Genomic DNA, 21,941 nt, shown 5'->3' on the forward strand with positions numbered 1-21,941 from the left:
ATTTGATTAGCCTTAGTGTATATTAGAAAAGCATTAAAATCAATAGAAATATCTAATTTATTTTTAGTAAACCGTTATAAACACTGATTTATCAATCTTTTAAATTAAGGATAATTGATTAATTCAGTAAATTTTTCCCCGAAGTTCATTCTAAAATTGAATAAATATCATTTTCAAAATTAGTAAATTCACTTTAAAAACTCATTAAACGTTAAGCTGGCAAACTAAATCCGTGGCAACCTCCCGAGGCTACCACGGACTTTGGGTGACGCTAAATTGACTTAAGGTGAGATTACTTGGCGATGTAAGCCTTACTGAAGTCCCAGTTAGCCCCAACCGAGTAGTAAACCACGTTCTTGACCTTGGACTTCACCAGCTGTGGCTTGCCCCCCTGGTACAGCGGAATGATCCCTTCGTCCTTTAATAAGACCTTCTGGGCGTCCACCATGTTCTGCCACCGGGCGGCCGGCTTGTTGGCGTTGGTGTCCGTGGCGGCCTTGATCAACTTGTCGTAAGCGGCCGACTTCCACTTTCCGTTATTGTACGAGTTATCCGACGTAAACAATTGTAAGTCGGTGATTGGGTCGGGGAAGTCCGCACCCCAGAGACTCACGACCACGTTAAACTGCTGATCAGCGGACCGGGCCAAACGCGTCTTGTACGGAATATTTTGGTTCGTGACCTTGATGCCGGAGAGCTTGCTCCACTGGCTTTGCAGATACTCGGTGGTACTCTTGGCCACCGGCGTATCGTCAGCCATCAGCGTCAGGTTGTAACTCTTCCGCCCGGTTTCCTTTAACGCCTGCTTCCAAAGGGTCTTGGCCTTGGCCAGGTCGTAGGTCGTGGCGGACTTGACCGTGGCTTGGTCCGCAAAGTCCTTGCCGTCGCGTAAGGCCAATTTCTTGGTCACGATGCCCGTGGCCGGAGTTGACCCGTCGGCTAAGACCTTGTTGGTAAACTGACTCCGGTTGATGGCCAGCGACAGGGCTTGACGTGCCTTGACGTTTTTCATCATCGAATCGGACTTCTGGTTCATTTCCACGTACGCCGCCCGCGAACTGGTCAATGAGCGGTAGTCCTTGTTGTTCTTGTAGTTCCGTGGTTGTTGCCCGCTCAGGTAGATGGCGTCCATCTTACCGCTTTGGTACTGACTTAACGCGGTTTGGGGATCCTTGATGGCGCTAAACTTGATGTGTTGCAACTTCACGGACTTGGCGTTCCAGTACTTCGGGTTCTTGCTTAACGTCCAGTTATCCGACGTCCCGGTCCAGGAAGTTAACTTGAATGGCCCGTTGTAGACGTTATTTTGGGCGTTGTTGGCGTACTTCTTGCCGTACTTCTGCACCACCTTTTGGTTCTGGGGGAAGAAGCTGACCTGGGCGACCAACGTCGGGAAGTAACTAACCGCGTGGGTTAGGTGAACGACCACTTTGTAATTGCCCTTGGCCTGAACCCCTAACGTGGAGACGGCCTTCTTGCCGTTCATGATGGCGTTGGCGTTCTTTACGTCAGCGTACAGGTAAGCGTATTGCGACGCTGTCTTGGGATTGACCGTTCGTTGCCAACCATAGACAAAGTCCTTGGCGGTCACGGGATCCCCGTTACTCCACTTAGACTTCCGCAAATTAAACGTGTACGTCTTCCCGTCCTTAGACGTGGTGTAGCTCTTGGCCACGGCCGGATAGGTCTTGTTGTTCTTCCCGAATTGTAAGAGCCCCTGACCCGTGTTATTCAGCGTCTCTGCCGAAATAATGTCGGTGGCTAGTGAATTATCCATCGACGACAATGATGAACTTTCCATCCAGGTTAAGGTTTGATCCTTGGCCTGGCTGCTGCTAGAAGAACTCCCACACGCCGCTAACAGAATCGTCGAGAGCGTGGCGACAGTCCCTAACTTAATAAACGAAGTTACCCTCATATCTTTCAACCCCTCTAATATGTACCTATCAACCATACAACATGTCATTATGATAAATGATAAAACGATGAGAATAAATAGTATTTTTTAATTTTATATTAATTTGTTTGATCTGAACACATAAAAACCGGGGCCAATCGTGGGATTGGTCCCGGTTCTCATTTATCATCAAATTTTAAAGATTAGTCCGGCCAACCGCTTACTTCGAGATATAAGCGTGACTGAAGTCCCAGTTAGCCCCAATTGGGTAGTAGACGACGTCCTTGACCTTCGACTTCAACAGTTGCGGTTTCCCACCTTGGTACAGCGGGATAATCCCTTCATTTTGCAGCAGAATCTTTTGGGCAGAAACCATTTCGGTCCACCGCTTGTCTGGGTTGTTGGCATCGGTCGTCGTGACCTTCTTGATCAGGTTATCGTAGGCCTGATTGGACCACTTGCCGTTGTTGTAGGTGTTCCCCGACGTAAACAGTTGCAGATCGGTAATGGGATCTGGGAAGTCCGCGCCCCACAAGGAAACGACGACGTCAAATTGTCCCGCTGCCGAGCGAGCCAGGCGCGTCTTGTACGGAATGTTTTGGTTGGTGACCTTTAAACCGGGCAGCTTACTCCATTCACTCTGGAGGTACTCGGTGGTACTCTTACCGACCGGCGTATCATCGGACATCAAGGTCATATTGTAACTCTTCCGTCCGGTCTCCTTTAAGGCTTCAGCCCACAGCTTTTTCGCCTTAGCCTGATCATAGGCCGTGGCACTTGGATCCGTGGCCTCGGTCGCAAAGTCCTTGCCCTTATAGGTTGCTAACCCCTTAGTCACGATCCCGGTTGCCGGAATCGATCCGTCGGCCAAAACCTTCTTGGTAAACTCCGGACAGTTAATGGCTAAGGACAACGCTTGACGGGCCTTGGTATCACGCATCAACGAATCGTGTTTCTCGTTCATTTCCACGTAGGCTGCCCGGGCACTGGTCAAGGACCGGTACCCCGGATTGGACTTCAGGTTCCGGGGTTGTTGGCCCGTCAGATAAATGGCGTCCAACTTGCCACTTTGATACTGACTCAACGCCGTTTGTGGGTCCTTAACGGCACTAAACTTCAACTGGTGTAGCTTAACCCCCTTGGCATCCCAGTAGTCTGGGTTCTTCGTCAACGTCCAGTTATCGGACGTCCCGGTCCAATAAGTCAGCTTAAACGGCCCGTTGTACACGTTGTTTTGCGCGTTAGCCGCGTAGCCCTTGCCGTACTTTTGAACGACCGACTTATTTTGTGGGAAGAAACTGACCTGAGCCACTAGGGTTGGGAAGTAACTGATTGGGTGAACCAAGTTAACCACCAACTTGTAGTTACCTTCCGCCTTAACGCCTAAGTCACTCGCCGGGGCCTTACCCTTAGAAATCGCGGTATCATTTTTAACGTCCGCGTAAAGGTAAGAATATTGTGACCCGGTCTTAGGATTGACGGTCCGTTGCCAGCCGTAGACGAAATCCTTAGCGGTAACCGGTTGCCCGTTGCTCCACTTGGAATGCCGAAGATAGAAGGTATAGGTCTTGCCATCCTTCGACTTGGTATACCTGGTTGCGACCGACGGGTACGTCTTGTTGCCCGCCCCAAACTTCAACAGACCAGCTCCGGTATTGTTCAACGTTTCCCCCGAAATAATATCGGTCGCCAGTGAGTTGTCCATGCTGGTCAGTGATGAACTCTCCATCCAGGTCAACGTTTGGTCCTTGGCCTGGGCCGTACTAGACTTAGCCGGTGAGGCGCTATTGCCACAAGCAGCTAATAACGCGGCTGCCAGCGTGGCCACAGTCCCCAACTTGACCATTGCTGATACTTTCATAACGACTCAACTCCCCTCACGTCTCTCTTATGACGTTATGGCCATCCTAGATTGGAAACCAATGAGAATCAACATCGTTCTATAATCTTGTAAGGTATCCTAACCCACATTCCCCCCGAAAGGTCTAGCACATGGTATACTGAGCCCATAAGAATAATAAGGAGTGTGAGCATATGGACGAAACACCAGCAACACCCGTCATTACCATTGGCCTCAACTCAGGACAGGCCACGTTTGACTACGCTATGGCCGAATTAGACGCCCTAGTGGAAGCCAACAACATGACCGTGGTCGAACGGGTGCAACAGGCCTTAAGTAAACCGAATCCCGGCACCTATTTTGGAACCGGGAAGGTAGAAGAACTGGCCACCATCGTCGCGGACGACGGCGTCGACACCATCGTGGTCAACGATGAGCTGACCCCCAGCCAAATTCGGAACCTAGAGGCCGGCACCAAGGCTCGCATCATCGATCGGACCGGTTTGATTCTTGAAATTTTCGCCAACCGGGCCCAGTCCCGCGAAGCTAAGTTACAGGTTCAATTGGCAATGTTACAGTACCAATTACCGCGGCTGCACACCAGTGCCTCGCAACGACTCGACCAACAGACCGGGAGCGGTGGTGGCGGTGGCTTCACCAACCGGGGGGCCGGGGAATCGCAGACCGAAATGAGTCGGCGGACCATCCAACGGTCGATCAACCATGTCAACCACGAATTAAAGGAAATTAATCAGGCCGCCGAAACCCAACGGGCCCAACGTGAACGTAACCAACTGCCCTCAATTGCCTTAGTCGGTTACACTAACGCCGGTAAATCCACGTTAATGAACGCCCTGGTGCAACGCTTCGGCAAGAACGAAGACAAGCAGGTATTCGTCAAAAACATGCTGTTCGCCACATTGGACACCAGTGTCCGGCAGCTGATCTTCCCCGACCAAAAGAAACTCCTATTGAGTGACACGGTCGGTTTCGTCAGCCAACTACCGACCAACTTAGTCAAGGCCTTCCGCTCGACACTAGCAGAAGCGGCCAACGCCGATCTGTTAATTCAAGTGGTCGATTACGCCGACGTAAACCGGGAAGCCATGATGGCGACGACGGAAAAGACCTTACAAGAAATTGGGGTCACCGACGTGCCGATGATCACCGTCTTCAACAAGGCGGATCTAACCTCGGCAACCTACCCCAGTCGCGCGGGCGATCAGTTAATTCTCTCGGCCAAAGACGACGCGTCCATCGATATGCTGGTCCAAACCATGAAGGAAAAGGTCTTCCACAACTACGTGACGGCTAACTTCCTGATCCCGTTTGACGCCGGGGACGTCGTCGCGTACCTCAACGACCACGCCAACGTGCTTAAGACGGATTATCAGGCCACGGGAACCGCCATGCGGGTTGAATTACCCCAAGCCGACTTTAATCGCTTCAAACGGTACGTTGTGACCGACACGCCAACCGAAGACTGAAATCTGAGACCTGAACGCTTCCGGGCGAGTTAGTTAAGATGAAACTGGTCGCCTCCAGGCTGTACACGAGAAGTTTCGTCAATGGCAACTAATTTTAGACGTTGATCATCTACTAGCTAATCAACCATCAATCAATTAATTCAAGTTATCCGGTGAGTCATCCATCGCCAATTAATAGATATCCTGCTTGGTAGCCACATTTCAAACTAAATTTTGCATTTAACTAAAAAGGAACCGCGATTTTTCGCGGGTCCTTTTTAGATCGAAAATACACGGCAGATTGGGATTATTCGGTTATTTTTCATAATTTTTGTAAGCGTTTTCTTCTATTATATAGGTTACTTTCGTCCGCGCAAAATCACTGACTTGAGACCATCCAAAAAGCGGGACCAATCGTTAAGACTGGTCCCGCTTTAATAGACGATTTATGATGTCCGTTAGTTAAGCCTGGCGCTTTTCAAGGTACCGAGCTAATTCGGACAACGCGAAGCAGACGATGAAGTACAGCACCGCAATTGCCACGAACATCGGAATGATATAGTTGGTGTTCTGCCCGTAGATGATCTGGGAACGGTATAGCATTTCTGGCAACAAGATAATGGTTGCTAACGAGGTATCCTTGACCAGTGAAATAAACTGGCTCACGATCGCTGGGATCATCTTGACCATGGCCTGCGGCAACACGATGTGCCACAACCCCTGCCAGTAGGTCAACCCGTTAGCCCGGGCCCCTTCCATCTGACCGGAGTCCACGGCCTGAATCCCCGACCGAACGATTTCGGCCAGCATGGCGGATTCAAAAATCGTCATGGCCAAGATTGCGGCCGGAATGACTTCGGGCTTAACTCCCAGGTTCGGCAACCCAAAGTAGATAAAGAACAGAATCAAAATCAACGGTAGGTTCCGAATCACGTCAATCACAAAACCGACAATTGCGGAGAAATACTTGATCTTGACGTACCGGATGACCCCTAAGATGGCACCAATGATAAAACTCCCGATGATGGAGGCCACCGACACTAGGATGGTGATCCCCAGGCCACCGAACAGGTAGCGTAAGTTATCCGGGGAGTATGCGGCAATAAAATTATTCAGCATGGTTAATCCTCCCCTAAGCTAAACGCTTTTCTAAGTAGCGCATGTAGTAACTGATCGGCATGGTGATGATCAGATAGAGCACCCCGACGGCGGAATACGCGGCCATGGTCTCTAGTGAACTCGATGCGATCGAATTCCCCTGATACATCAGGTCAAACCCACCCACGAAGGCTAAGGTCGACGAGTTTTTGACCAGGTTCACGAACTGGTTACCCAGTGGTGGGATCACGTACCGAAAGGCCTGCGGCAACACGATGTAGCGCATCGACTGCCAGAAGGTCAACCCGTTGGAGCGGGCTCCCTCCATCTGCCCCGGATCGACGGATTGAATCCCCGCCCGCACCGTTTCGGCGATAAACGCCGAGGTATAGAGCGTCAACCCAATCGTCCCGGCGGTAAACCCGTTCATCTTTAAGACGTACAGTGGAATCACCACGTAGAAGAACATGGTGATGACCAATAACGGAATGTTCCGGAAGATTTCGATGTAGACCCGGGCCACGCCGCGGGCAAACTTATTGGGCGACTCTTCGAGTAAGGCGAAGAAGGTCCCAATAATCAAACTAAAAACTAACGCAATCAAACTACATAATAGCGTCTGGCCTAACCCATACAGGAGGGTGCCACCGTAAGCTTGAAAAATATGAATCATTCTTGAGCCGCCTCCTCGTAATCAAAGCCTTTGACGTTGTGGAACCACTTGTGCAGGATTTTCTGGTACTGGCCGTTAGCCCGTAATTCCGCAATCGCCTGGTTAATGCCCTGCCGGAACGGCGTTTGGGTCTTATCTACGGCAATCCCGTAAGGTTCGGAGACAAACGTGCCCCCAGTAACCACGTAGTCGGGGTTCTGGACGGACATCCCGTAAAGGATCCCGTTATCGGTCGTCAGTGCTTGACCTTGGCCCGATTTCAAGGCCGTCATGGCTTGCGCGTAGTCGGTCAATTGTAAGACCTTAGCGTGCGGCGCCACCTTGGCCACATTTTCAACGGAGTCTGAGCCGACAACCCCCAGGACCGTCCCCTTTTGTTGATTAAGATCCTTAACGTTTTTAATGCTACTGCCCTTCTTAACCAGTAACGACTGACCGGCATAGAAGTAAGTATTGGTAAACGCGACCTGCTTGCGCCGTTCTGGCGTGTTGGTCATGGTGGCGATGATGGCATCGATGTTCCCGTTCTTCAACATCGGCATCCGCGTCGAACTCGTCACCTGAATGAATTTAGCTTTACCCTTAGACCCTAACATTTGCTTGGTGATTGCCTTGGCAAGATCAATTTCAAATCCCTTGATCTGCCCGTCCTTGGTATCTAACAGACCAAATAGCCGGGTATCGGCCTTGACCCCCCAAGTAATGGTCTTTGACTGTTGATCAACCTTTAACACGTTTCTGGATGACAACGGTTTGGACCCACAAGAACTGACGACCACGGTCAGGGCCACCAGTGCCAGCATCAGGCCTAGGCTACGCATCAATTTTTTCATAAAGCGTGTCCCTCCCTGATTAATGCAAAATCTTGCTTAAGAATTGACGAGCCCGTTCGTTGGTTGGCTCACCGTTAAAGAATTGATCCTTGGAATCGTCTTCGAGAATCCGCCCATCGGCCATGAAAATCACCCGGTTGGCCACTTCGCGAGCGAACCCCATTTCGTGGGTCACGACCAACGACGTCATACTGGAATCCCGGGCAATGGTCTTCATGATGTTCAGCACATCGTCAACCATTTCGGGGTCCAACGCACTGGTCGGTTCATCGAACAATAGACACTTAGGCTTCATGGCTAAGGACCGCGCAATGGCGATTCGTTGTTGTTGTCCCCCGGATAGTTGGGCCGGCATCTTCGGGGCCTGATCGGCCAAGCCCACACGGTCTAACATCTCCATGGCCACTTTTTTGTTTTCAGCCTCATCCCGGTGTAACACGATTCGGGGTGCTAACATGATGTTTTCCAGAATCGTCTTGTTCGCGTACAGGTTAAAGTGTTGGAACACCATCCCCACGTTCTTCCGAATCCGGTTAATATCGGTCTTGGGGTTGGCTAAATCTTGCCCGTTAACGATCAACTTACCTTCGCGAATCCGTTCCAGCCCGTTCACCGAACGAATCAGTGTCGACTTCCCGGAACCGGATGGGCCGATCAGCACGACGGTTTCCCCGGCTTCGATGGTTAAGTTGATATTATGCAACGCGTGAAAGTCACCGTAATACTTCTCCACGTTGTGGAATTCAATCATTGACATATTTTTCCCTCCACTAGAATAGGTTGGGGCTCCGGACGGCTGGTCCGTAGCCCCACCACTAAGGTTATTGTGGTCCCTACTGCTCCTCAAAGTTTCGAACTTGCAGGGTCTAAATTAAAGTTTAAACCAAAAAAATAGGCCGGTCAAAAACATTACCTCGGCCCCCACGTCCTCAACCAGGTCGTTATCCCCTCAAAAGAGTTACCTATCAACCGTTTTCGCCCGATAATGACCGGTCAAAAAAAGTCCCGGCCGCAGCCGAGACTTGACTCAAAACGTTTAAATTAATGGTGATACCGTGACCGCCGCGTCATTGGTTCTTCATCTGAAGAAGCCGACGTACTCGTCGTCGATGGTTGGTCATACCGTTGCCGCCGGGTCGTTCCCGTCGGTTGTATGTCCTGGCCTGGTGTCGGTGCTGTGGAATCGTTCTGGTGTTTGTACGCCAGTTGAACCGCCACCGCAAAGTCGTTATCCTGCTCGATCAACGTGGTTCTGCCGACGACCTTGAACGGGCCCCCAACCAACGTCGCGTTAGCCAAGTACAACTTGAATTGGTCGCGCACGTCGTTGACGTTTTGCAACCCCACCGTGCTCACCGTTCCCACGGCTTGCTTATCGGCCTGATTTAAGCCTGCGTAGACCACCAAACGATTGGCTTCATTTTGCATTTCGAAGTATGGAATTAAGACACCGGGACCGGACGCGTAGACCGGCTTGCCGTCCTTTTGAACTTGTTCCATGATTTCACGGTCGCCCAGCCCAGAATAATCCAGCCGCAATAGCCGGTTTTGCTGAAGCTGAGTCGCCAAGTTTTTAATGTTCTGTTGCTGAAGCGGCGTCGACGTCAGCTTCCCGGGTAAAATCTTCTTTTCGTCGAAGTACCCGTTCGCCGGAATGTTCCGTCCCAGGTTATTTCGCCGCGGTTGGGTCGTTTCGGCCTCCTTGGGCTTCGTCCCCAACAGTTTCTCAATCTTAGGTGAAATATCGAACGGGGCCTTCTTCTGAGTGAAGTAGTAGATGCCGTTCAAAAACACAAAGTATAACAAGATAATTGCCACCAATAAGATCAATAGACCCCAGAACGGGTGGCCATTTTGCAGGTAACGTACCGCAATGTAGAAGAGGTAAAAGTCCCCCAGCAAGCCCAATACCGTATAGATCCGGTTCTTGAGCTTGACACTGACGTTCACGTACCCTAGGTAGTGATTGACCATATCAAGAAAGCTTAACATCTTCGGTCCCCCTTTCTGGCTTAGTTGCCACTGTCAGTAGTCCCACCGTCGTTCGTGGTGCCCTGCTGCGTCGTAGTCGTGCCGTTAGTCGTGTTACCGGTCGTGCCGGTCGTATCGGACGTGGTATCATCATCGGTCGTGGTATTGTCACTCGTCGTATTGTTAGTGTTCCCCGTCGTCGTGGTTGAACTAGACGACTTCTTCTTGGACGTGGTGGTGCCACCCGTCGTGGTATTCCCCGTCGTACTGGTGGTATCATCCCCGGATTCCGACGTATTGTCCGCCGACGAACTTTGCGTATCCGTCGAAGAACTATCCGCCGAAGACTCCTTGTCCTTACTGCTACTATCGGAAGAATCCGAACTCTTATCTTTCTTGCTACTATCGTCACTCGGCTTCTTCTTATCAGAACTATCCGAGAGCCGCCCCGCTAACGACGAACTGGTCGTCGACACGCGACTGGCCCCTTCGTTGGTCTTGGTCACGGAATTGGTCACCACGTTGGTGGCCCCGAGTGCCAACGCCATCGACAGGATCGCGAATGGCGTGATAAACGGTGGTGTGCGGTACGCCATGTTTTATTCCTCCTTATGCCTAACTCATTCAGTCCATTATCTCACGGTCAGACAAAAACTTTCTCAAAATTCCGTTAATTTTTAACTAAGGCTGCTTCGGTAACGCCCGCGGCCTTGCAATCGGCACACAGACCGTAAAGCTCAAAACTGTGCCCCGTCACGTCACACCCCGGCAGTTGATCGGTGAAGAAGTCCAACGGGCACATTTGCAACTCCGTGACCTTCCCACAGTTCTGACAAATGAAGTGGTGGTGGTGTTGATGGTGGAAATCACACTGGTACTTCACCCGGGCGCGCTCCTGTTCCGTATTTTGCTCCACGATGCCAACCTCTTCAAATTCCTTGAGGTTGCGGTACACCGTGTTGTGACTCATTCCCGGAAATTCGGTCCGCATATAGGCGTCGACGTTCACGACGTCCGTGTAGTGACCCTGATTGGTCAACAGGAACGATAAGAGCGCGTGCCGTTGCTTGGTGAGCTTTAACTTGTTCTTTTTTAAAATCGCCACAGCGGCGGTCAATGATTCTGCCATGATGGACGGCCTCCTTATAATTAGTCCGAATTCCCTGTTAGTTTAGCATACTTCCTAAGAAACGCAACTGACGGTCTACCGCGCCTATTCGGCGGTCAATCGGGCCATCAAGTCGTCAAGGGCCAGTTGGGTTCGTTGCCAATGATCGTTGTTGAGTTCAATGGCTCGGCCACGTAAAGCGAGTGGCATGGTTAGATCTCGCCGGTATTCCGGACTCGCCAACCGTTGTTTCAACATGGTGGCGTTGTCGCCGCGTGACGACAAGCGTTCCTGCAGTTGAGTCGAGTCGGTCACCGTCAAGAAGATCACCACGGCCCGGTCGCCCAAGGTTTGCGCGTAGGTGATGGCGCCCTTCGTATCTAACACGATGGCCGGAAACGGTGCGCGCTTAAAGCCGGCGGCAATCCCCTCTTGGGACGACCCGTAGTGGTAACCCGCGTAAACCACGGATTCTAAGTAGTGGTTCTGAGCAAACGACTCATCGGTTTCAAAGTAATAATCGCGGCCGTTGACCTCGCCGGCCCGGGGTGGTCGGGTCGTGTGGGTCACAATCCGGGTCACGGGGTAGTTTTGAGCGAGATAGCGTTGGACCGTAGTCTTCCCCGTCCCCGTCGCCCCGGTAATCACTAATACTTTGGGCGTCATAGGGCACCCGCCGTCAAATACGCGTGGGCCTTGTCGAGGGCCCCCTGCAGGTTGGCGTAGCTCAGCGTTGCTCTGGCTTCACTGTACGGGAACCAGCCAAAGTCGCTGATTTCGACCTTTTGCCGGGTAATCGTGACGTCGTCGGCCACCTTAGCGGTATACAACACCACGTGTTTGTGGTGCCCGTTTTTCATATCATAGTCTAAGACCACGTTAAATTCAGGATCCACGGTCACGTCCAATTGGGTTTCTTCTTGGATCTCGCGGTGTGCCGTTTCTAAGTTCGTTTCGGTCCCTTCCACGTGACCCTTGGGGAAGCCCCAGAAGTCACTGGTAGCACTCTTTAACAATAAGTATTGGGGTTGGCCGTTTTTAATCTGGTAAACGACCGCTCCACTAGCATTTTCGGTAATCATTCAACCGACCTCCTTGATCGTTTTAATTGGTGTCGTAGCGGGGATGCTGCGTCAGTCGGGGCATTTTAGATGGTCCCCCGCACAATTGCTGACTCGGTAGCGTCATATGCCGTCTTCCGCTACACGTGAAACGCACGGCTCGTACCCAGTTTAAGGCTGATACCGGTCCCCGCCAAAGCTGACGTTTCGGGAGGCGCCCCGCCGCACCAATTTCGGTAATCGCAAATCCCTATTATAACGGAATCAGTGACACCCGAATAGCCTTCGCACCCGGTTTTCAAAAATGAGACCGGTAAAAAGCCGAATTTTCGCCGTTAATCAGCCGAACTCTCATTGACTTTTAATTTAATTCTAGGGTACACTTAGCCAAGATATCAACTACTTTAAGGGGGCCTCTTATGGCTATTTCACGTCTCTTTCGCCGCGAGAAACTCGACAGTTATCTCAGCAGCGACAAACATTTTGCAAAAACCATGTCCGCTAAGGATCTCATGTCCTTAGGGATTGGTGCGGTGATTGGTACCGGGATCTTCATTCTCCCCGGGACCATCGCCGCGCAGTACAGCGGGCCCGGGATCGTCTTGTCCTTCCTATTAGCCGCCATCGTCTGCTCCACCGCCGCCATGTGTTACGCGGAGTTTGCCTCCGTGTTGCCCGTCGCCGGCTCCGCCTACTCTTACGGTAACCTGGTCTTCGGCGAAATTATTGGCTGGGTGCTGGGCTGGGCGTTGATCCTGGAATACGTCTTGGCCGTGGCCGCCGTGGCTAACGCCTTTGGGGCCTACTTTAAATCGTTCGTGGCCGGCTTTCACCTGACCATCCCCACGGCCATCGCGGGGCCCTTCGATCCGGCTCACGGGACCTACGGCAACCTGGTCGCCATTCTGGTGGTCTTTTTTATTAGTTGGCTCCTGAACCGGGGGATGCGCGAATCCATGCGGATCAACAACGCCATTGTCATCGTTAAAATTGCCATTATTATTTTATTTGTCGTGGTCGGAGCGTTTTACGTCCGGCCCGAAAATTGGCATCCCTTTGCCCCGTTTGGTGCCGCTGGGATTCGACGTGGCGCCGCAACCGTGTTCTTTGCTTACTTAGGCTTTGACGTGGTCTCTTCTTCGGCCGCCGAAGTCAAAAATCCCCGGCGGAACATGCCCATCGGGATCATCGGAACGCTGGTGGTCGCCACCGTCTTATACATGTTAGTCGCCATCGTCTTGACCGGGATGGTCACCTACACCAAGTTAAACGTGGCCGATCCCGTGGCCTTTGCGTTGACCCTGGTCCACCAGAACTGGACTTCCGGCATCATCTCGTTAGGAGCGCTGGCCGGCATGTTCACCATGATGGTCACTATGATCTATAGCTCGTCACGCCTGATCTACTCGGTGGGTCGCGACGGCCTGTTACCCAAGTTCTTAGGCAAGATCGATGCTCAAACAGGGACGCCCAAGCACAGTCTGGCAGTAGTTACCGTGGTCATCGCCATTTTAGGCGGCTTCGTGCCGTTGGACCAACTGACCAACCTGGTCAACATCGGAACGTTGGTGGCCTTTCTGTTCGTGTCCTTCGGGATCATTCGGTTACGTCACCTACCAGAGATGCCCCATAATTCCGGCTTTAAGGTGCCCTTCTACCCCGTCCTACCCATCATTTCGGGCTTGCTGTGTTTCTACATGATGCTCCAACTGCCCGCCGAAACGTGGATTGCGTCCACCATCTGGTTCGCGTTGGGGTTGGTGATTTATCTGACCTACGGCTTACGTCACAGTCGGTTAAACGACCAGGAATAGGAGAAAAATTTCCGAAAGGCTACTCACCAACTCAACCCACCACTCCAATGAGCGGAACAACCATGTCTGTTATAAACTAGTTTCACACACACTTTTAGGTTAAGGTAGGCGATTTTATGCGTAATCAACAATTTGCAATTCGTCCCACCACGCCCGCACAGGCGTTAGCCGAATTGCACCAAATTCGTTTCTTAGACACCGTCACGGACCGACTCACCACGCCGGGGGCCCTCTTAAAAGCCTTCTACGCTAAGAGTTGGCCCGAGTTCCCGGCAACCAGTAGCGTGGACGCCCAATTGGCCAATCTGATGGCAACGCCGATTGACGACGCCAGTACCTTCTTGGCCGCCCACGATAACGTGCCGGTCACGGTCTTTTATAACCTGGCCTTACAACGGTTAAATTTTGCGGTCGGCCACGACTTCGACTTAGCCGATCCGTTGGCCGCCATGACCAAGATCCAATTACCCGTTAGTCCTCACGCTGGGCGTGACTTCACGCTAGCCGAGCTCAAGCAGGCCTGGTACCTGTTGTTGGCCACCCATACCAAGACCGGTCAGATCTTCCTGGATCAACTGACCACCCACGGCTATTTCGCACCGTTCTACCACGACGCCGGTGTCACTAAGCCGCTGCTCTTTAACGGCAAGGCCCAGGCGGTCTTCGATACTAACGACCTGTTACGCGACGTGGTCTACGTGGAAAGTCCGCAGGACACCGACCACGACGGAAAACGGGACCTGCTAAAGGTCGAAGTCTTACGTCCGGCCGAGACCGCCGACGGGCTGAAAGTCCCCGTTTTATTCACGTCAAGTCCCTACAACCAGGGGACTAACGACGCCGAGGGCGAGGCGCTGACCCACAACGTCAACGTCCCCCTCACGCCCAAGCAACCCGTTCAACGAACGTTGGCCGACGTGACGGCACCGGACAGCAACCCGACCATTCCCGCGCCCCGGCCCGTGACCGCCACGACGCGTACGGCCGAAGAACACTTCGCTCGTGAGAACTCCTACACGCTAAACGACTACTTCTTGGCCCGGGGGTTTGCCGTGGCTTACGCCGCCGGCATCGGGACCAAGGACTCCGACGGGTTACGGACCACCGGTGACCCCGACGAAACCATCTCGACCACCGCCGTGATCGAATGGCTCGCCGGTAACCGAACGGCCTTCACTACGCGCGCCGCCACCACGGCCATCGCCGCGTGGTGGTCCAACCAGGCCATCGCCATGACCGGGCGTTCCTACCTCGGGACCCTATCGACGGCGGCCGCGACCACCGGGGTCAAGGGGCTCAAGACCGTCATCAGTGAAGCCGCCATCTCTAGTTGGTACGATTATTACCGTGACGGCGGTTTAGTCATCGCCCCCGGTGGGTTCCCCGGCGAAGACGCCGACGTTTTAGCCGAAGAGGTCTTTAGCCGCCAGCAACAGGCCGGCGCCTATCATCGCATTCAAGGCAAGTGGCAAGCTGCGTTGGCCCAAATCACTCACGATCAAGACCGCACCACCGGGAACTACAACCGGTTCTGGGACGCCCGCAACTATCTGAAGCACGCGCAAAACATCAAGGCCGACCTCCTACTCGTCCACGGCCTCAACGACTGGAACGTCAAACCCCGCAACGTCAATAACCTATGGAACGCGGTCAGAGACTTACCCGTCACCAAGAAATTAATTCTCCATCAGGGACAACACATCTACATCAACGCTTTTCGTTCCATCGACTACACCGACATCGTTAACCTCTGGTTGACCCACGAACTCCTGGGCGTGGACAACCAGGCCGAAACGTTGTTGCCTAACGTCATCATCCAGGACAACACGCAACCCGAACACTGGCAGGCCTTTCCCGACTGGGACGCTCCGACCAACCCGCAACGGCGGTTTACCCTACGTGAAGGTGAATTGATCGACGCACCCGTGGCCACCCCGGGGACCGGTGCCATCAGCTTCAACGACCAGTTACCGGCCAAGCAATTTGATCACTACACCCATCACGTGGACGACTGGCAGGCCGCCCTACTAGGCGATAAGCACAACGCCATGGACAACCACCGCTTGATTTTCAAGTCGGCCGGGTTAGACCATGACCTGGTGCTCGATGGCAAGCCCACCGTCAACCTGCGAGTGGCCGTCAACCAGCCCGTGGGGATGTTGAGTTTTCAACTTGTGGACTACGGCGAGGCTAAACGCCTGAAGGCCAGTCCAACCCCCTTGCGTCAGGCCCTTGACTTGGGGTACCACTGGCGTGAAGACAGTCTGCGTGAATTTGAGCTCGGCGGGACGACCCCTTGGCACCTGATTACCAAGGGCCACCGCAACCTGCAAAACCGGACGAACACCTATCAGGTCGACGAGTTGAAACCCAACGTCTTTTACGACCTGAGCGTGACCCTCCAACCGACTCACCACCGGTTACTGGCGGGTCACCAACTGGGCTTAGTCATCTACGCCACCGACTTCGGCATGACGGTCCGGGGCAACCAAGACCTGCAATATTCGATCCAACTGGATACGGCCACGCTGACCGTGCCCACGTTAGCGGATTAGAAAGTTGGGCCTTTAATTAAAAGCATGATAAACTAGACATCATTAAAACTTTAAGCATCGGGGGAATTTGATTATGAAACAAGGAACCACCATCATCACGCTCGACAACGGCTACCACCTCTGGACCAACACCCAGGGAACCGGCGACATTCACTTGCTGGCCTTACACGGGGGGCCCGGCGGCAATCACGAATACTGGGAAGACACCGCTAAGCAATTAGCCAAGCAGGGGCTGAACGTCCAAGTCCACATGTACGACCAATTAGGCTCCTGGTACTCCGACCAACCCGACTATAGCAAGCCGGAAAACCAAAAGTTATTGACTTACGACTACTTCTTAGACGAAGTGGAAGAAGTTCGGCAAAAGCTCGGGATCGACAAGTTCTACCTGATCGGCCAATCCTGGGGTGGCGCGCTAGTTCAAATGTACTCCTTAAAGTACGGCCAACACCTCAAGGGAGCCATCATCTCGTCGATGGTCGATAACATCGACGAATACGTGGTCAACGTCAACAAGATCCGTGAAAAGATCATGACGGCCGATCAATTGGCTTACATGAAGCAAATCGAAGCCAACGGCAACTACGATGACGCCAAGTACCAAAGCTTAGTCGACATCTTGAACAAGGGCTACGTTGACCGGAAACAACCGGCTGCCATCTCTCACCTGATCGACACCACGGCGACCGACGTTTACGGCGCCTTCCAAGGCGATAACGAATTTGTTATCACCGGGAAGCTCAAGGAATGGGACGTTCGGGACCAACTCAAAAACGACCAAGTTCCGACGTTAGTCACTTTCAGTGAACACGAAACGATGCCGTTAGCAACGGGTAAGCGGATGGCTGAAACCATTCCACACGCCCGTTGGGCCACCACGCCAGAAGGTGGTCACCACCACATGATCGATAACGCCCCGGTCTACTACGACCATTTGGCAACGTTCATTCGTGACGTGGAAAACGATAACTTCAACGACTAATAAGTTGATCGTCAAAAAACGCTTAGTGACCTTCCGGGCCGCTAAGCGTTTTTCCGTTGTTCTGGCTTATTTAGGATTTCGCACCGGCCGGATGATCTGTGCCGGATTGCCAGCCGCAATCACGTTGTCCGGTAAATCGTGGGTCACCACGGAGCCCGCGCCAACCACCACGTTGCGGCCAATCGTCACGCCGGGCAAGACGATGACCGATCCGCCGAACCAGCAGTAATCGCCAATCGTGATGGGCGAATCGTATTCCCAGCCCTGCGCACGCAGTTGCCAATCATCGGTTGGATGGTTGGGGGTGAAGAGTTGACAGTTTGGCCCAATAAAGCAAAACTTCCCAATCGTGACCTTACCCGCGCTGAGGATCTGCAACCGGGCGTTAATGAAACTGCCCGCCCCAATCGTCAATTGCTTGGGGTGCTCGATACTGACGATGGGACAGTACAGTTCGACGTCCTTCCCCAAATGGGGCAAGAACTCCCGAATTAATTGGTTGGCTTGCGGAATATCGGTTTTAGCCACATCGTTAATGTGTTGGACCGTCTGGGCGCTTTGCTTCACGATGGCCTGCATCTTGGGTTCATGCACGTACTGGTACCAATCCCCGTCGGCCACCTTTTGAAAAATATCCTTATGTGCACTTTGCTGTAAAATCTCGGCGCTAATCTTTTTAACCATTCTGAAAACCCCTTTACGTTAACCTAAATCGTTTACATCCTAGTGTACCCCAAAACGCAGTTAGTTGCCTAGGAAAACTAAAAACCAGGACCCCCGGTTGGCGGTCCTGGTTTTTAAGTTAATGAATTTCAACGCGCATCCCGTATGGCACGTGGTGGTAGACCCACTTGGCATCGGCAATTGAGAGCCGCACACAGCCGTGAGAAGCGGGCTTCCGTCCCAGTTTAGCGGCTTCCGACTTCACGTAATGGCCCTGTCGATCAACCGGGACACTGTGAAATAAGTAGACGCCGTGGTCCTTCCAAGAGACCCAGTAACGGGCGCCTTCACCGGACGCTGCGTTATAGAACGAGTAGCCCCGTTGCGCTTGAATGTGGTAGGTTCCCTTAGGCGTCGGGGACTTCTTGGTTCCCGTCGAGCAGTACATGGTGTACAGAACCTGCTTATGGGCGCCTTGATGGTTGTAGACGTAGACCCGTTGGCGCTTAGTACTGACGTATAACCACGCGTGACGGTAATGTTTCAGGTTCGGGTAAGGCTTGGCTTGCGATGGCCGGTGCCAATTAATGGTTTTCTTAGCCGTCGTAACCTTAGCGGGCGCCTCAGCAATGACGCGCGCCGGGGTGGTCCCCCAAGCAACGCTTCCCGCAATAATTAGGCCCAAAACCAGCCCGCCGATTAAATGATGACTCCGCAAAATAAGTCGCTCCTTTATGTCGCTGCCAAATGACTTAGTGGCAACACTTTGTCAGCTATTCATCATACCACAGTGTTCTGGCGAATCCAGCCTTAATTGGAAAGCCAACGCCCCTCATTTGCGGCTAAGTGTGTGGTCTAAGCACCAAAAAAAGCCCCGCCAACCGGCAGGACTTTCAACGAATTAACTGTGAATGACGACTTTCATGCCATAAGGAACGGTCTCGTAGACCCATTTGGCATCGGCCACGGACAACCGGACACACCCATGGGAGGCGGCGGACTTTCCCAGTTCCTCGGCTTCCTTTTGGATGTAGTGGCCGTCTTGATCGGTGGGCACACTGTGGAAGAGGTAGATGCCGTGATCTTTCCAGGACACCCAGTAACGGGCCCCTTCGCCGGAACTCTGGTTGTAAAAGAAGGTGCCCCGTTCACTTTGGATGTGGTAGGTTCCGGTTGGCGTGCCGTTCTTCTTGCCAGTCCCCGTCGAGCAGTACATGGTGTAGAGCACCCGGTGACCATCCTTGATGTAGACCCGTTGGCGGGTGGTGTTCACGTCTAGCCAGGCGTTGGGATGGTTCTTCAAGTTCGGGTACGGTTTACTTTCGGACGGCTTACGCCAGTCGATGGTCTTGGCCTCGGCTTGCGTGGTCGAATTAGTCGTGTTTTTTTTTGCGGATTGACTCGTCTGCGGCGTCGATGTCGCGGATAAGCGTTGGAAAAGGTGGTTCAGGCCCCAGCCGGCGACTAAGACCACCAGCACCACCAAGAGCAACTTTCTAAAGTGCTTCATCAAATTTCACCCTTTTATTGATATTTTCATTGTATGACCTACCATAACCGTTTTTTCTGAAAAAAGGAAGCTATTTGACTAAATCGTAATCTTAATTTGACCAAATCGTTAAACTCATTTTGAAGGCGTTCACGACCAGTTCACCCCCGTTAAAAAAACGCAAAAGGCGCCCTTCCGAACATTTCTGTCCGCAAGCGCACCTTTAATTAAGCGTGAATGACGACCTTCATCCCGTAAGGCACGTGCTGGTAAACCCATTGTGCATCGGCCACGGATAACCGGACACAGCCGTGTGACGCGCCCGTTTTACCGAGCTGTTCGGCCTCCTTCGGAATGTACGCCCCGTGCTTATCGATGGGGACGCTGTGAAACAGGTACACCCCGTGATCTTTCCAGGAAACCCAGTAACGGGCGCCCTCACCAGACGTCGGGTTATAAAAAACTTTTCCCCGTTCCGCTTGAATGTGAAAGGTGCCGGTCGGCGTGGCGTTCATTCCCGTCCCGGTCGAGCAGTACATGGTGTAGAGCGTTTGCCGCCCGTCCTTGACGTAGACCCGTTGCCGATTGGTATTGACGTCCAACCAGGCGTTGGGGTGCGCCGTTAAATTCGGGTACGCCTTCGTCTCGGAAGGTGCGTGCCAATCAATGGTCGGTTGGGCGACCCCAATCTTAAACCACAGGAGTAACTGGTTCAGCCCCCAACCGGCGATGAGTAGCACCCCAATAATCATCAAAAATTTACGCAAATTCCGCACGGTGTCGCCCCCACACGTCCTGACTAATTGGCAGAATTCTTTAAACTCAGTTTTTCGACGTTTAAGATCTTATCGACCAGACCGGTGTAAAAACTGGCCTCATGGCTGACGATGATGGCGTTCCCCGGGAAAGACCCAATGGCGTTCTTCAGGGCTTGCTTGGTTTCGTCATCCAAGTGATTGGTCGGTTCATCCATAATCAGGAAGTTTGCGGGTTCAAATTCCATCATCGCGAGCTTGACCTTGGTCTGTTCGCCCCCGGAAAGTTCCCCGATGGGTTTCATGGCGTTGGCCGAATCCAACCCACACTTGGACAGCTTCGTTCGAATGGCCTTTTGCGGCAACTTTTCGTACTTAGCCTGAATGATCTGTAACGGCGTTTGGTGGTCGTTATCCCAGACTAAGTCCTGACTAAAGTAACTGATCTTGGCCGATGGGGAGAAGTGGGCTTCCCCACCCTTGGCCTTGATCAACCCTAAAATAGACTTGATCAGGGTCGATTTCCCGACCCCGTTGAAGCCGGTCAACCCCACCTTTTGGTTAGTGGTTACCGAGAAGGTCACCGGCTTTAATAACGGCCGGTCGTACCCGACGGAGAGTTGGTCGACCACCAAGGCGTTTTGCGACCCCGTATCCTGATACGGAAAGTCGAAGTGCGCCTGAATGTTAGTCGACGGCGGATCAACCCGGTCCATCCGGTTCAGCATCTTTTCGCGGGACTTAGCCATGGTCGACTTCGAGCCGGCCTTGTTCTTGCGAATAAAGCGTTCGGCCTTTTCGATGACGACCTGTTGCTTATCAAATTCCCGTTGTTGGGCCTTCTCACGTTCCTCACGTTGCCGCATGGCCTGCTTGAAGTTTCCCCGGTACTTGGTAATGCGCCCAAACGCCACGTTAATGATACAGTTGGTGACGTTTTGCAGGAAGTCGTAATCGTGAGACACGATGAGCGCAGCCCCTTCAAACCCATTGAGGTAGTCTTCCAACCAGGCGATGTGCGTGACGTCCAGGTAGTTGGTCGGTTCGTCCAGTAAGATGACGTCGTTGTTTTCTAGCAATAACTTGGCCAAAATAATCTTGGAACGTTGGCCCCCGGACATCTTAGCCACCTCGTGGTCCCGACCAATGTCGTCGAGGCCTAATCCGGAGATGACCCGTTCAATCTCGGTTTCGACGTCGTAGAAGTTCCGTGCGTCGAGTTGCTCTTGCAGGCGGCCCGCCCGTTCGAGTAATTTATCATCCATTTTTTCGGCGTATTCCGTATATAACGCGGTCATCCGATCGTTCATTTCGTATAAGTCTGCGTAAGCCGTATGCAAGAACGCGATCAGCGTCATCCCCTCCGGAATGTCCGCGTACTGGTCCAAGTAACCGACCCGCGCCTTGTTTTGCCATTTGACGGACCCCGTCACGGGGAGCTCCTGGCCCGTAATAATCTTGATTAGTGTGGACTTACCGACCCCGTTTTGACCGACGACGCCCATATGTTCACCCTTGTTCAGTTGAAAGCTGGCATCGGCGTACAGTTGTTTGTCCGCGAAGCTCATGCTCAGGTTATCAACCTCTAATAGTGGCACGGTTAAATCCTTCCCTTCTGCTCTTATGCGTTCGCACAAAAAAGCCCCGACAACGTCAAGGCCGTTTTTCTACATTAATACGTCATAACTTAACACGAAACCCGCCCCAGCGTCAACAACGCCTCCCTAGGGGGTTGC

General features: G+C 52.6%; 20 protein-coding genes. 4 read left to right on the top strand and 16 right to left on the bottom strand.

What is annotated here, in order from left to right; genetic code table 11:
• Window positions 1-292: 292 nt before the first annotated feature.
• Together FD25_RS12825 and FD25_RS12830 are read right to left on the bottom strand one after the other, a co-directional pair.
• The gene (locus FD25_RS12825; RefSeq protein ID WP_057804647.1) at window positions 293-1,918 is read right to left on the bottom strand and encodes a peptide ABC transporter substrate-binding protein; all 1,626 of its coding nucleotides are present in this window, start codon (window positions 1,916-1,918) and stop codon (window positions 293-295) included.
• Window positions 1,919-2,117: 199 nt separating this feature from the next.
• On the bottom strand, window positions 2,118-3,758 hold the full coding sequence (locus FD25_RS12830) for a peptide ABC transporter substrate-binding protein (RefSeq protein ID WP_057804648.1): 1,641 nt from the start codon (window positions 3,756-3,758) through the stop codon (window positions 2,118-2,120).
• Between the two features lie 173 nt (window positions 3,759-3,931).
• Here FD25_RS12830 and hflX point away from each other — a divergent pair, with 173 nt between their 5' ends.
• Window positions 3,932-5,224: a GTPase HflX gene (gene hflX / locus FD25_RS12835; RefSeq protein WP_057804649.1), complete on the top strand. Its 1,293-nt coding sequence runs from the start codon at window positions 3,932-3,934 to the stop codon at window positions 5,222-5,224.
• A 441-nt stretch (window positions 5,225-5,665) separates the two neighbouring features.
• Here hflX and FD25_RS12840 read toward each other — a convergent pair whose 3' ends face one another.
• The 9 genes from FD25_RS12840 to FD25_RS12880 form a co-directional block, all read right to left on the bottom strand.
• Window positions 5,666-6,319 carry an amino acid ABC transporter permease gene (locus FD25_RS12840; protein ID WP_186811140.1) on the bottom strand — a complete coding sequence of 218 codons (654 nt, stop codon included), beginning with the start codon at window positions 6,317-6,319 and terminating at the stop codon, window positions 5,666-5,668.
• A gap of 16 nt (window positions 6,320-6,335) precedes the next feature.
• The gene (locus FD25_RS12845) at window positions 6,336-6,974 is read right to left on the bottom strand and encodes an amino acid ABC transporter permease (RefSeq protein ID WP_057804651.1); all 639 of its coding nucleotides are present in this window, start codon (window positions 6,972-6,974) and stop codon (window positions 6,336-6,338) included.
• Entirely contained in the window at window positions 6,971-7,807 is an 837-nt protein-coding gene (locus FD25_RS12850) for a transporter substrate-binding domain-containing protein (RefSeq protein WP_057804652.1), read from the bottom strand. Before FD25_RS12850 ends, FD25_RS12845 begins: the two co-directional genes overlap by 4 nt.
• Window positions 7,808-7,826: 19 nt before the next feature.
• The gene (locus FD25_RS12855) at window positions 7,827-8,564 is read right to left on the bottom strand and encodes an amino acid ABC transporter ATP-binding protein (protein WP_057804653.1); all 738 of its coding nucleotides are present in this window, start codon (window positions 8,562-8,564) and stop codon (window positions 7,827-7,829) included.
• Window positions 8,565-8,848: 284 nt separating this feature from the next.
• Window positions 8,849-9,799 carry a DUF6681 family protein gene (locus FD25_RS12860; protein ID WP_057804654.1) on the bottom strand — a complete coding sequence of 317 codons (951 nt, stop codon included), beginning with the start codon at window positions 9,797-9,799 and terminating at the stop codon, window positions 8,849-8,851.
• Window positions 9,800-9,819: 20 nt separating this feature from the next.
• Window positions 9,820-10,374: a hypothetical protein gene (locus FD25_RS12865; protein ID WP_057804655.1), complete on the bottom strand. Its 555-nt coding sequence runs from the start codon at window positions 10,372-10,374 to the stop codon at window positions 9,820-9,822.
• Window positions 10,375-10,448: 74 nt separating this feature from the next.
• On the bottom strand, window positions 10,449-10,907 hold the full coding sequence (locus FD25_RS12870) for a Fur family transcriptional regulator (protein WP_057804656.1): 459 nt from the start codon (window positions 10,905-10,907) through the stop codon (window positions 10,449-10,451).
• 84 nt (window positions 10,908-10,991) lie between these two features.
• Complete coding sequence (locus FD25_RS12875; protein ID WP_057804657.1) at window positions 10,992-11,552, bottom strand: nucleoside/nucleotide kinase family protein; 561 nt, start codon at window positions 11,550-11,552, stop codon at window positions 10,992-10,994.
• Window positions 11,549-11,968 (bottom strand): bis(5'-nucleosyl)-tetraphosphatase, encoded by a 420-nt coding sequence (locus FD25_RS12880; protein ID WP_057804658.1) that lies wholly within the window; start codon window positions 11,966-11,968, stop codon window positions 11,549-11,551. The genes FD25_RS12875 and FD25_RS12880 overlap by 4 nt, the downstream gene beginning before the upstream one ends.
• Before the next feature lie 398 nt (window positions 11,969-12,366).
• Here FD25_RS12880 and FD25_RS12885 point away from each other — a divergent pair, with 398 nt between their 5' ends.
• The 3 genes from FD25_RS12885 to FD25_RS12895 all read left to right on the top strand — a co-directional run bounded on the left by FD25_RS12885 (window position 12,367) and on the right by FD25_RS12895 (window position 17,298).
• Window positions 12,367-13,761, top strand: a complete 1,395-nt coding sequence (locus FD25_RS12885; protein WP_057804659.1) for an APC family permease — start codon at window positions 12,367-12,369, stop codon at window positions 13,759-13,761.
• A gap of 116 nt (window positions 13,762-13,877) precedes the next feature.
• On the top strand, window positions 13,878-16,316 hold the full coding sequence (locus FD25_RS12890; protein WP_057804660.1) for a Xaa-Pro dipeptidyl-peptidase: 2,439 nt from the start codon (window positions 13,878-13,880) through the stop codon (window positions 16,314-16,316).
• Window positions 16,317-16,389: 73 nt separating this feature from the next.
• Window positions 16,390-17,298, top strand: a complete 909-nt coding sequence (locus tag FD25_RS12895) for a proline-specific peptidase family protein (protein ID WP_057804661.1) — start codon at window positions 16,390-16,392, stop codon at window positions 17,296-17,298.
• A gap of 66 nt (window positions 17,299-17,364) precedes the next feature.
• Here the strand turns inward: FD25_RS12895 and FD25_RS12900 are convergent, their stop codons facing one another.
• The 5 genes from FD25_RS12900 to FD25_RS12920 all read right to left on the bottom strand — a co-directional run bounded on the left by FD25_RS12900 (window position 17,365) and on the right by FD25_RS12920 (window position 21,803).
• The gene (locus FD25_RS12900) at window positions 17,365-17,982 is read right to left on the bottom strand and encodes a sugar O-acetyltransferase (protein ID WP_057804662.1); all 618 of its coding nucleotides are present in this window, start codon (window positions 17,980-17,982) and stop codon (window positions 17,365-17,367) included.
• A gap of 118 nt (window positions 17,983-18,100) precedes the next feature.
• Complete coding sequence (locus tag FD25_RS12905; RefSeq protein ID WP_057804663.1) at window positions 18,101-18,682, bottom strand: L,D-transpeptidase; 582 nt, start codon at window positions 18,680-18,682, stop codon at window positions 18,101-18,103.
• Window positions 18,683-18,862: 180 nt separating this feature from the next.
• Entirely contained in the window at window positions 18,863-19,471 is a 609-nt protein-coding gene (locus FD25_RS12910; RefSeq protein ID WP_057804664.1) for a L,D-transpeptidase, read from the bottom strand.
• 206 nt (window positions 19,472-19,677) lie between these two features.
• Entirely contained in the window at window positions 19,678-20,217 is a 540-nt protein-coding gene (locus FD25_RS12915) for a L,D-transpeptidase (protein ID WP_057804847.1), read from the bottom strand.
• 32 nt (window positions 20,218-20,249) lie between these two features.
• A complete protein-coding gene (locus FD25_RS12920; protein ID WP_057804665.1) occupies window positions 20,250-21,803 on the bottom strand; it encodes an ABC-F family ATP-binding cassette domain-containing protein in 1,554 nt (517 codons plus the stop codon).
• Window positions 21,804-21,941: the final 138 nt, after the last annotated feature.

The sequence above is a fragment of the Levilactobacillus acidifarinae DSM 19394 = JCM 15949 genome, from assembly GCF_001434835.1.
Lineage (GTDB): Bacteria > Bacillota > Bacilli > Lactobacillales > Lactobacillaceae > Levilactobacillus > Levilactobacillus acidifarinae.

Coding starts and splice junctions, on each gene's coding strand:
- FD25_RS12845 (WP_057804651.1), bottom strand. CDS start 6,974: ATGATTCATATTTTTCAAGCTTACGGTGGCACCCTCCTGTATGGGTTA.
- FD25_RS12865 (WP_057804655.1), bottom strand. CDS start 10,374: ATGGCGTACCGCACACCACCGTTTATCACGCCATTCGCGATCCTGTCG.
- hflX (WP_057804649.1), top strand. CDS start 3,932: ATGGACGAAACACCAGCAACACCCGTCATTACCATTGGCCTCAACTCA.
- FD25_RS12900 (WP_057804662.1), bottom strand. CDS start 17,982: ATGGTTAAAAAGATTAGCGCCGAGATTTTACAGCAAAGTGCACATAAG.
- FD25_RS12890 (WP_057804660.1), top strand. CDS start 13,878: ATGCGTAATCAACAATTTGCAATTCGTCCCACCACGCCCGCACAGGCG.
- FD25_RS12880 (WP_057804658.1), bottom strand. CDS start 11,968: ATGATTACCGAAAATGCTAGTGGAGCGGTCGTTTACCAGATTAAAAAC.
- FD25_RS12910 (WP_057804664.1), bottom strand. CDS start 19,471: ATGAAGCACTTTAGAAAGTTGCTCTTGGTGGTGCTGGTGGTCTTAGTC.
- FD25_RS12855 (WP_057804653.1), bottom strand. CDS start 8,564: ATGTCAATGATTGAATTCCACAACGTGGAGAAGTATTACGGTGACTTT.
- FD25_RS12875 (WP_057804657.1), bottom strand. CDS start 11,552: ATGACGCCCAAAGTATTAGTGATTACCGGGGCGACGGGGACGGGGAAG.
- FD25_RS12850 (WP_057804652.1), bottom strand. CDS start 7,807: ATGAAAAAATTGATGCGTAGCCTAGGCCTGATGCTGGCACTGGTGGCC.
- FD25_RS12860 (WP_057804654.1), bottom strand. CDS start 9,799: ATGTTAAGCTTTCTTGATATGGTCAATCACTACCTAGGGTACGTGAAC.
- FD25_RS12830 (WP_057804648.1), bottom strand. CDS start 3,758: ATGAAAGTATCAGCAATGGTCAAGTTGGGGACTGTGGCCACGCTGGCA.
- FD25_RS12825 (WP_057804647.1), bottom strand. CDS start 1,918: ATGAGGGTAACTTCGTTTATTAAGTTAGGGACTGTCGCCACGCTCTCG.
- FD25_RS12885 (WP_057804659.1), top strand. CDS start 12,367: ATGGCTATTTCACGTCTCTTTCGCCGCGAGAAACTCGACAGTTATCTC.
- FD25_RS12895 (WP_057804661.1), top strand. CDS start 16,390: ATGAAACAAGGAACCACCATCATCACGCTCGACAACGGCTACCACCTC.
- FD25_RS12870 (WP_057804656.1), bottom strand. CDS start 10,907: ATGGCAGAATCATTGACCGCCGCTGTGGCGATTTTAAAAAAGAACAAG.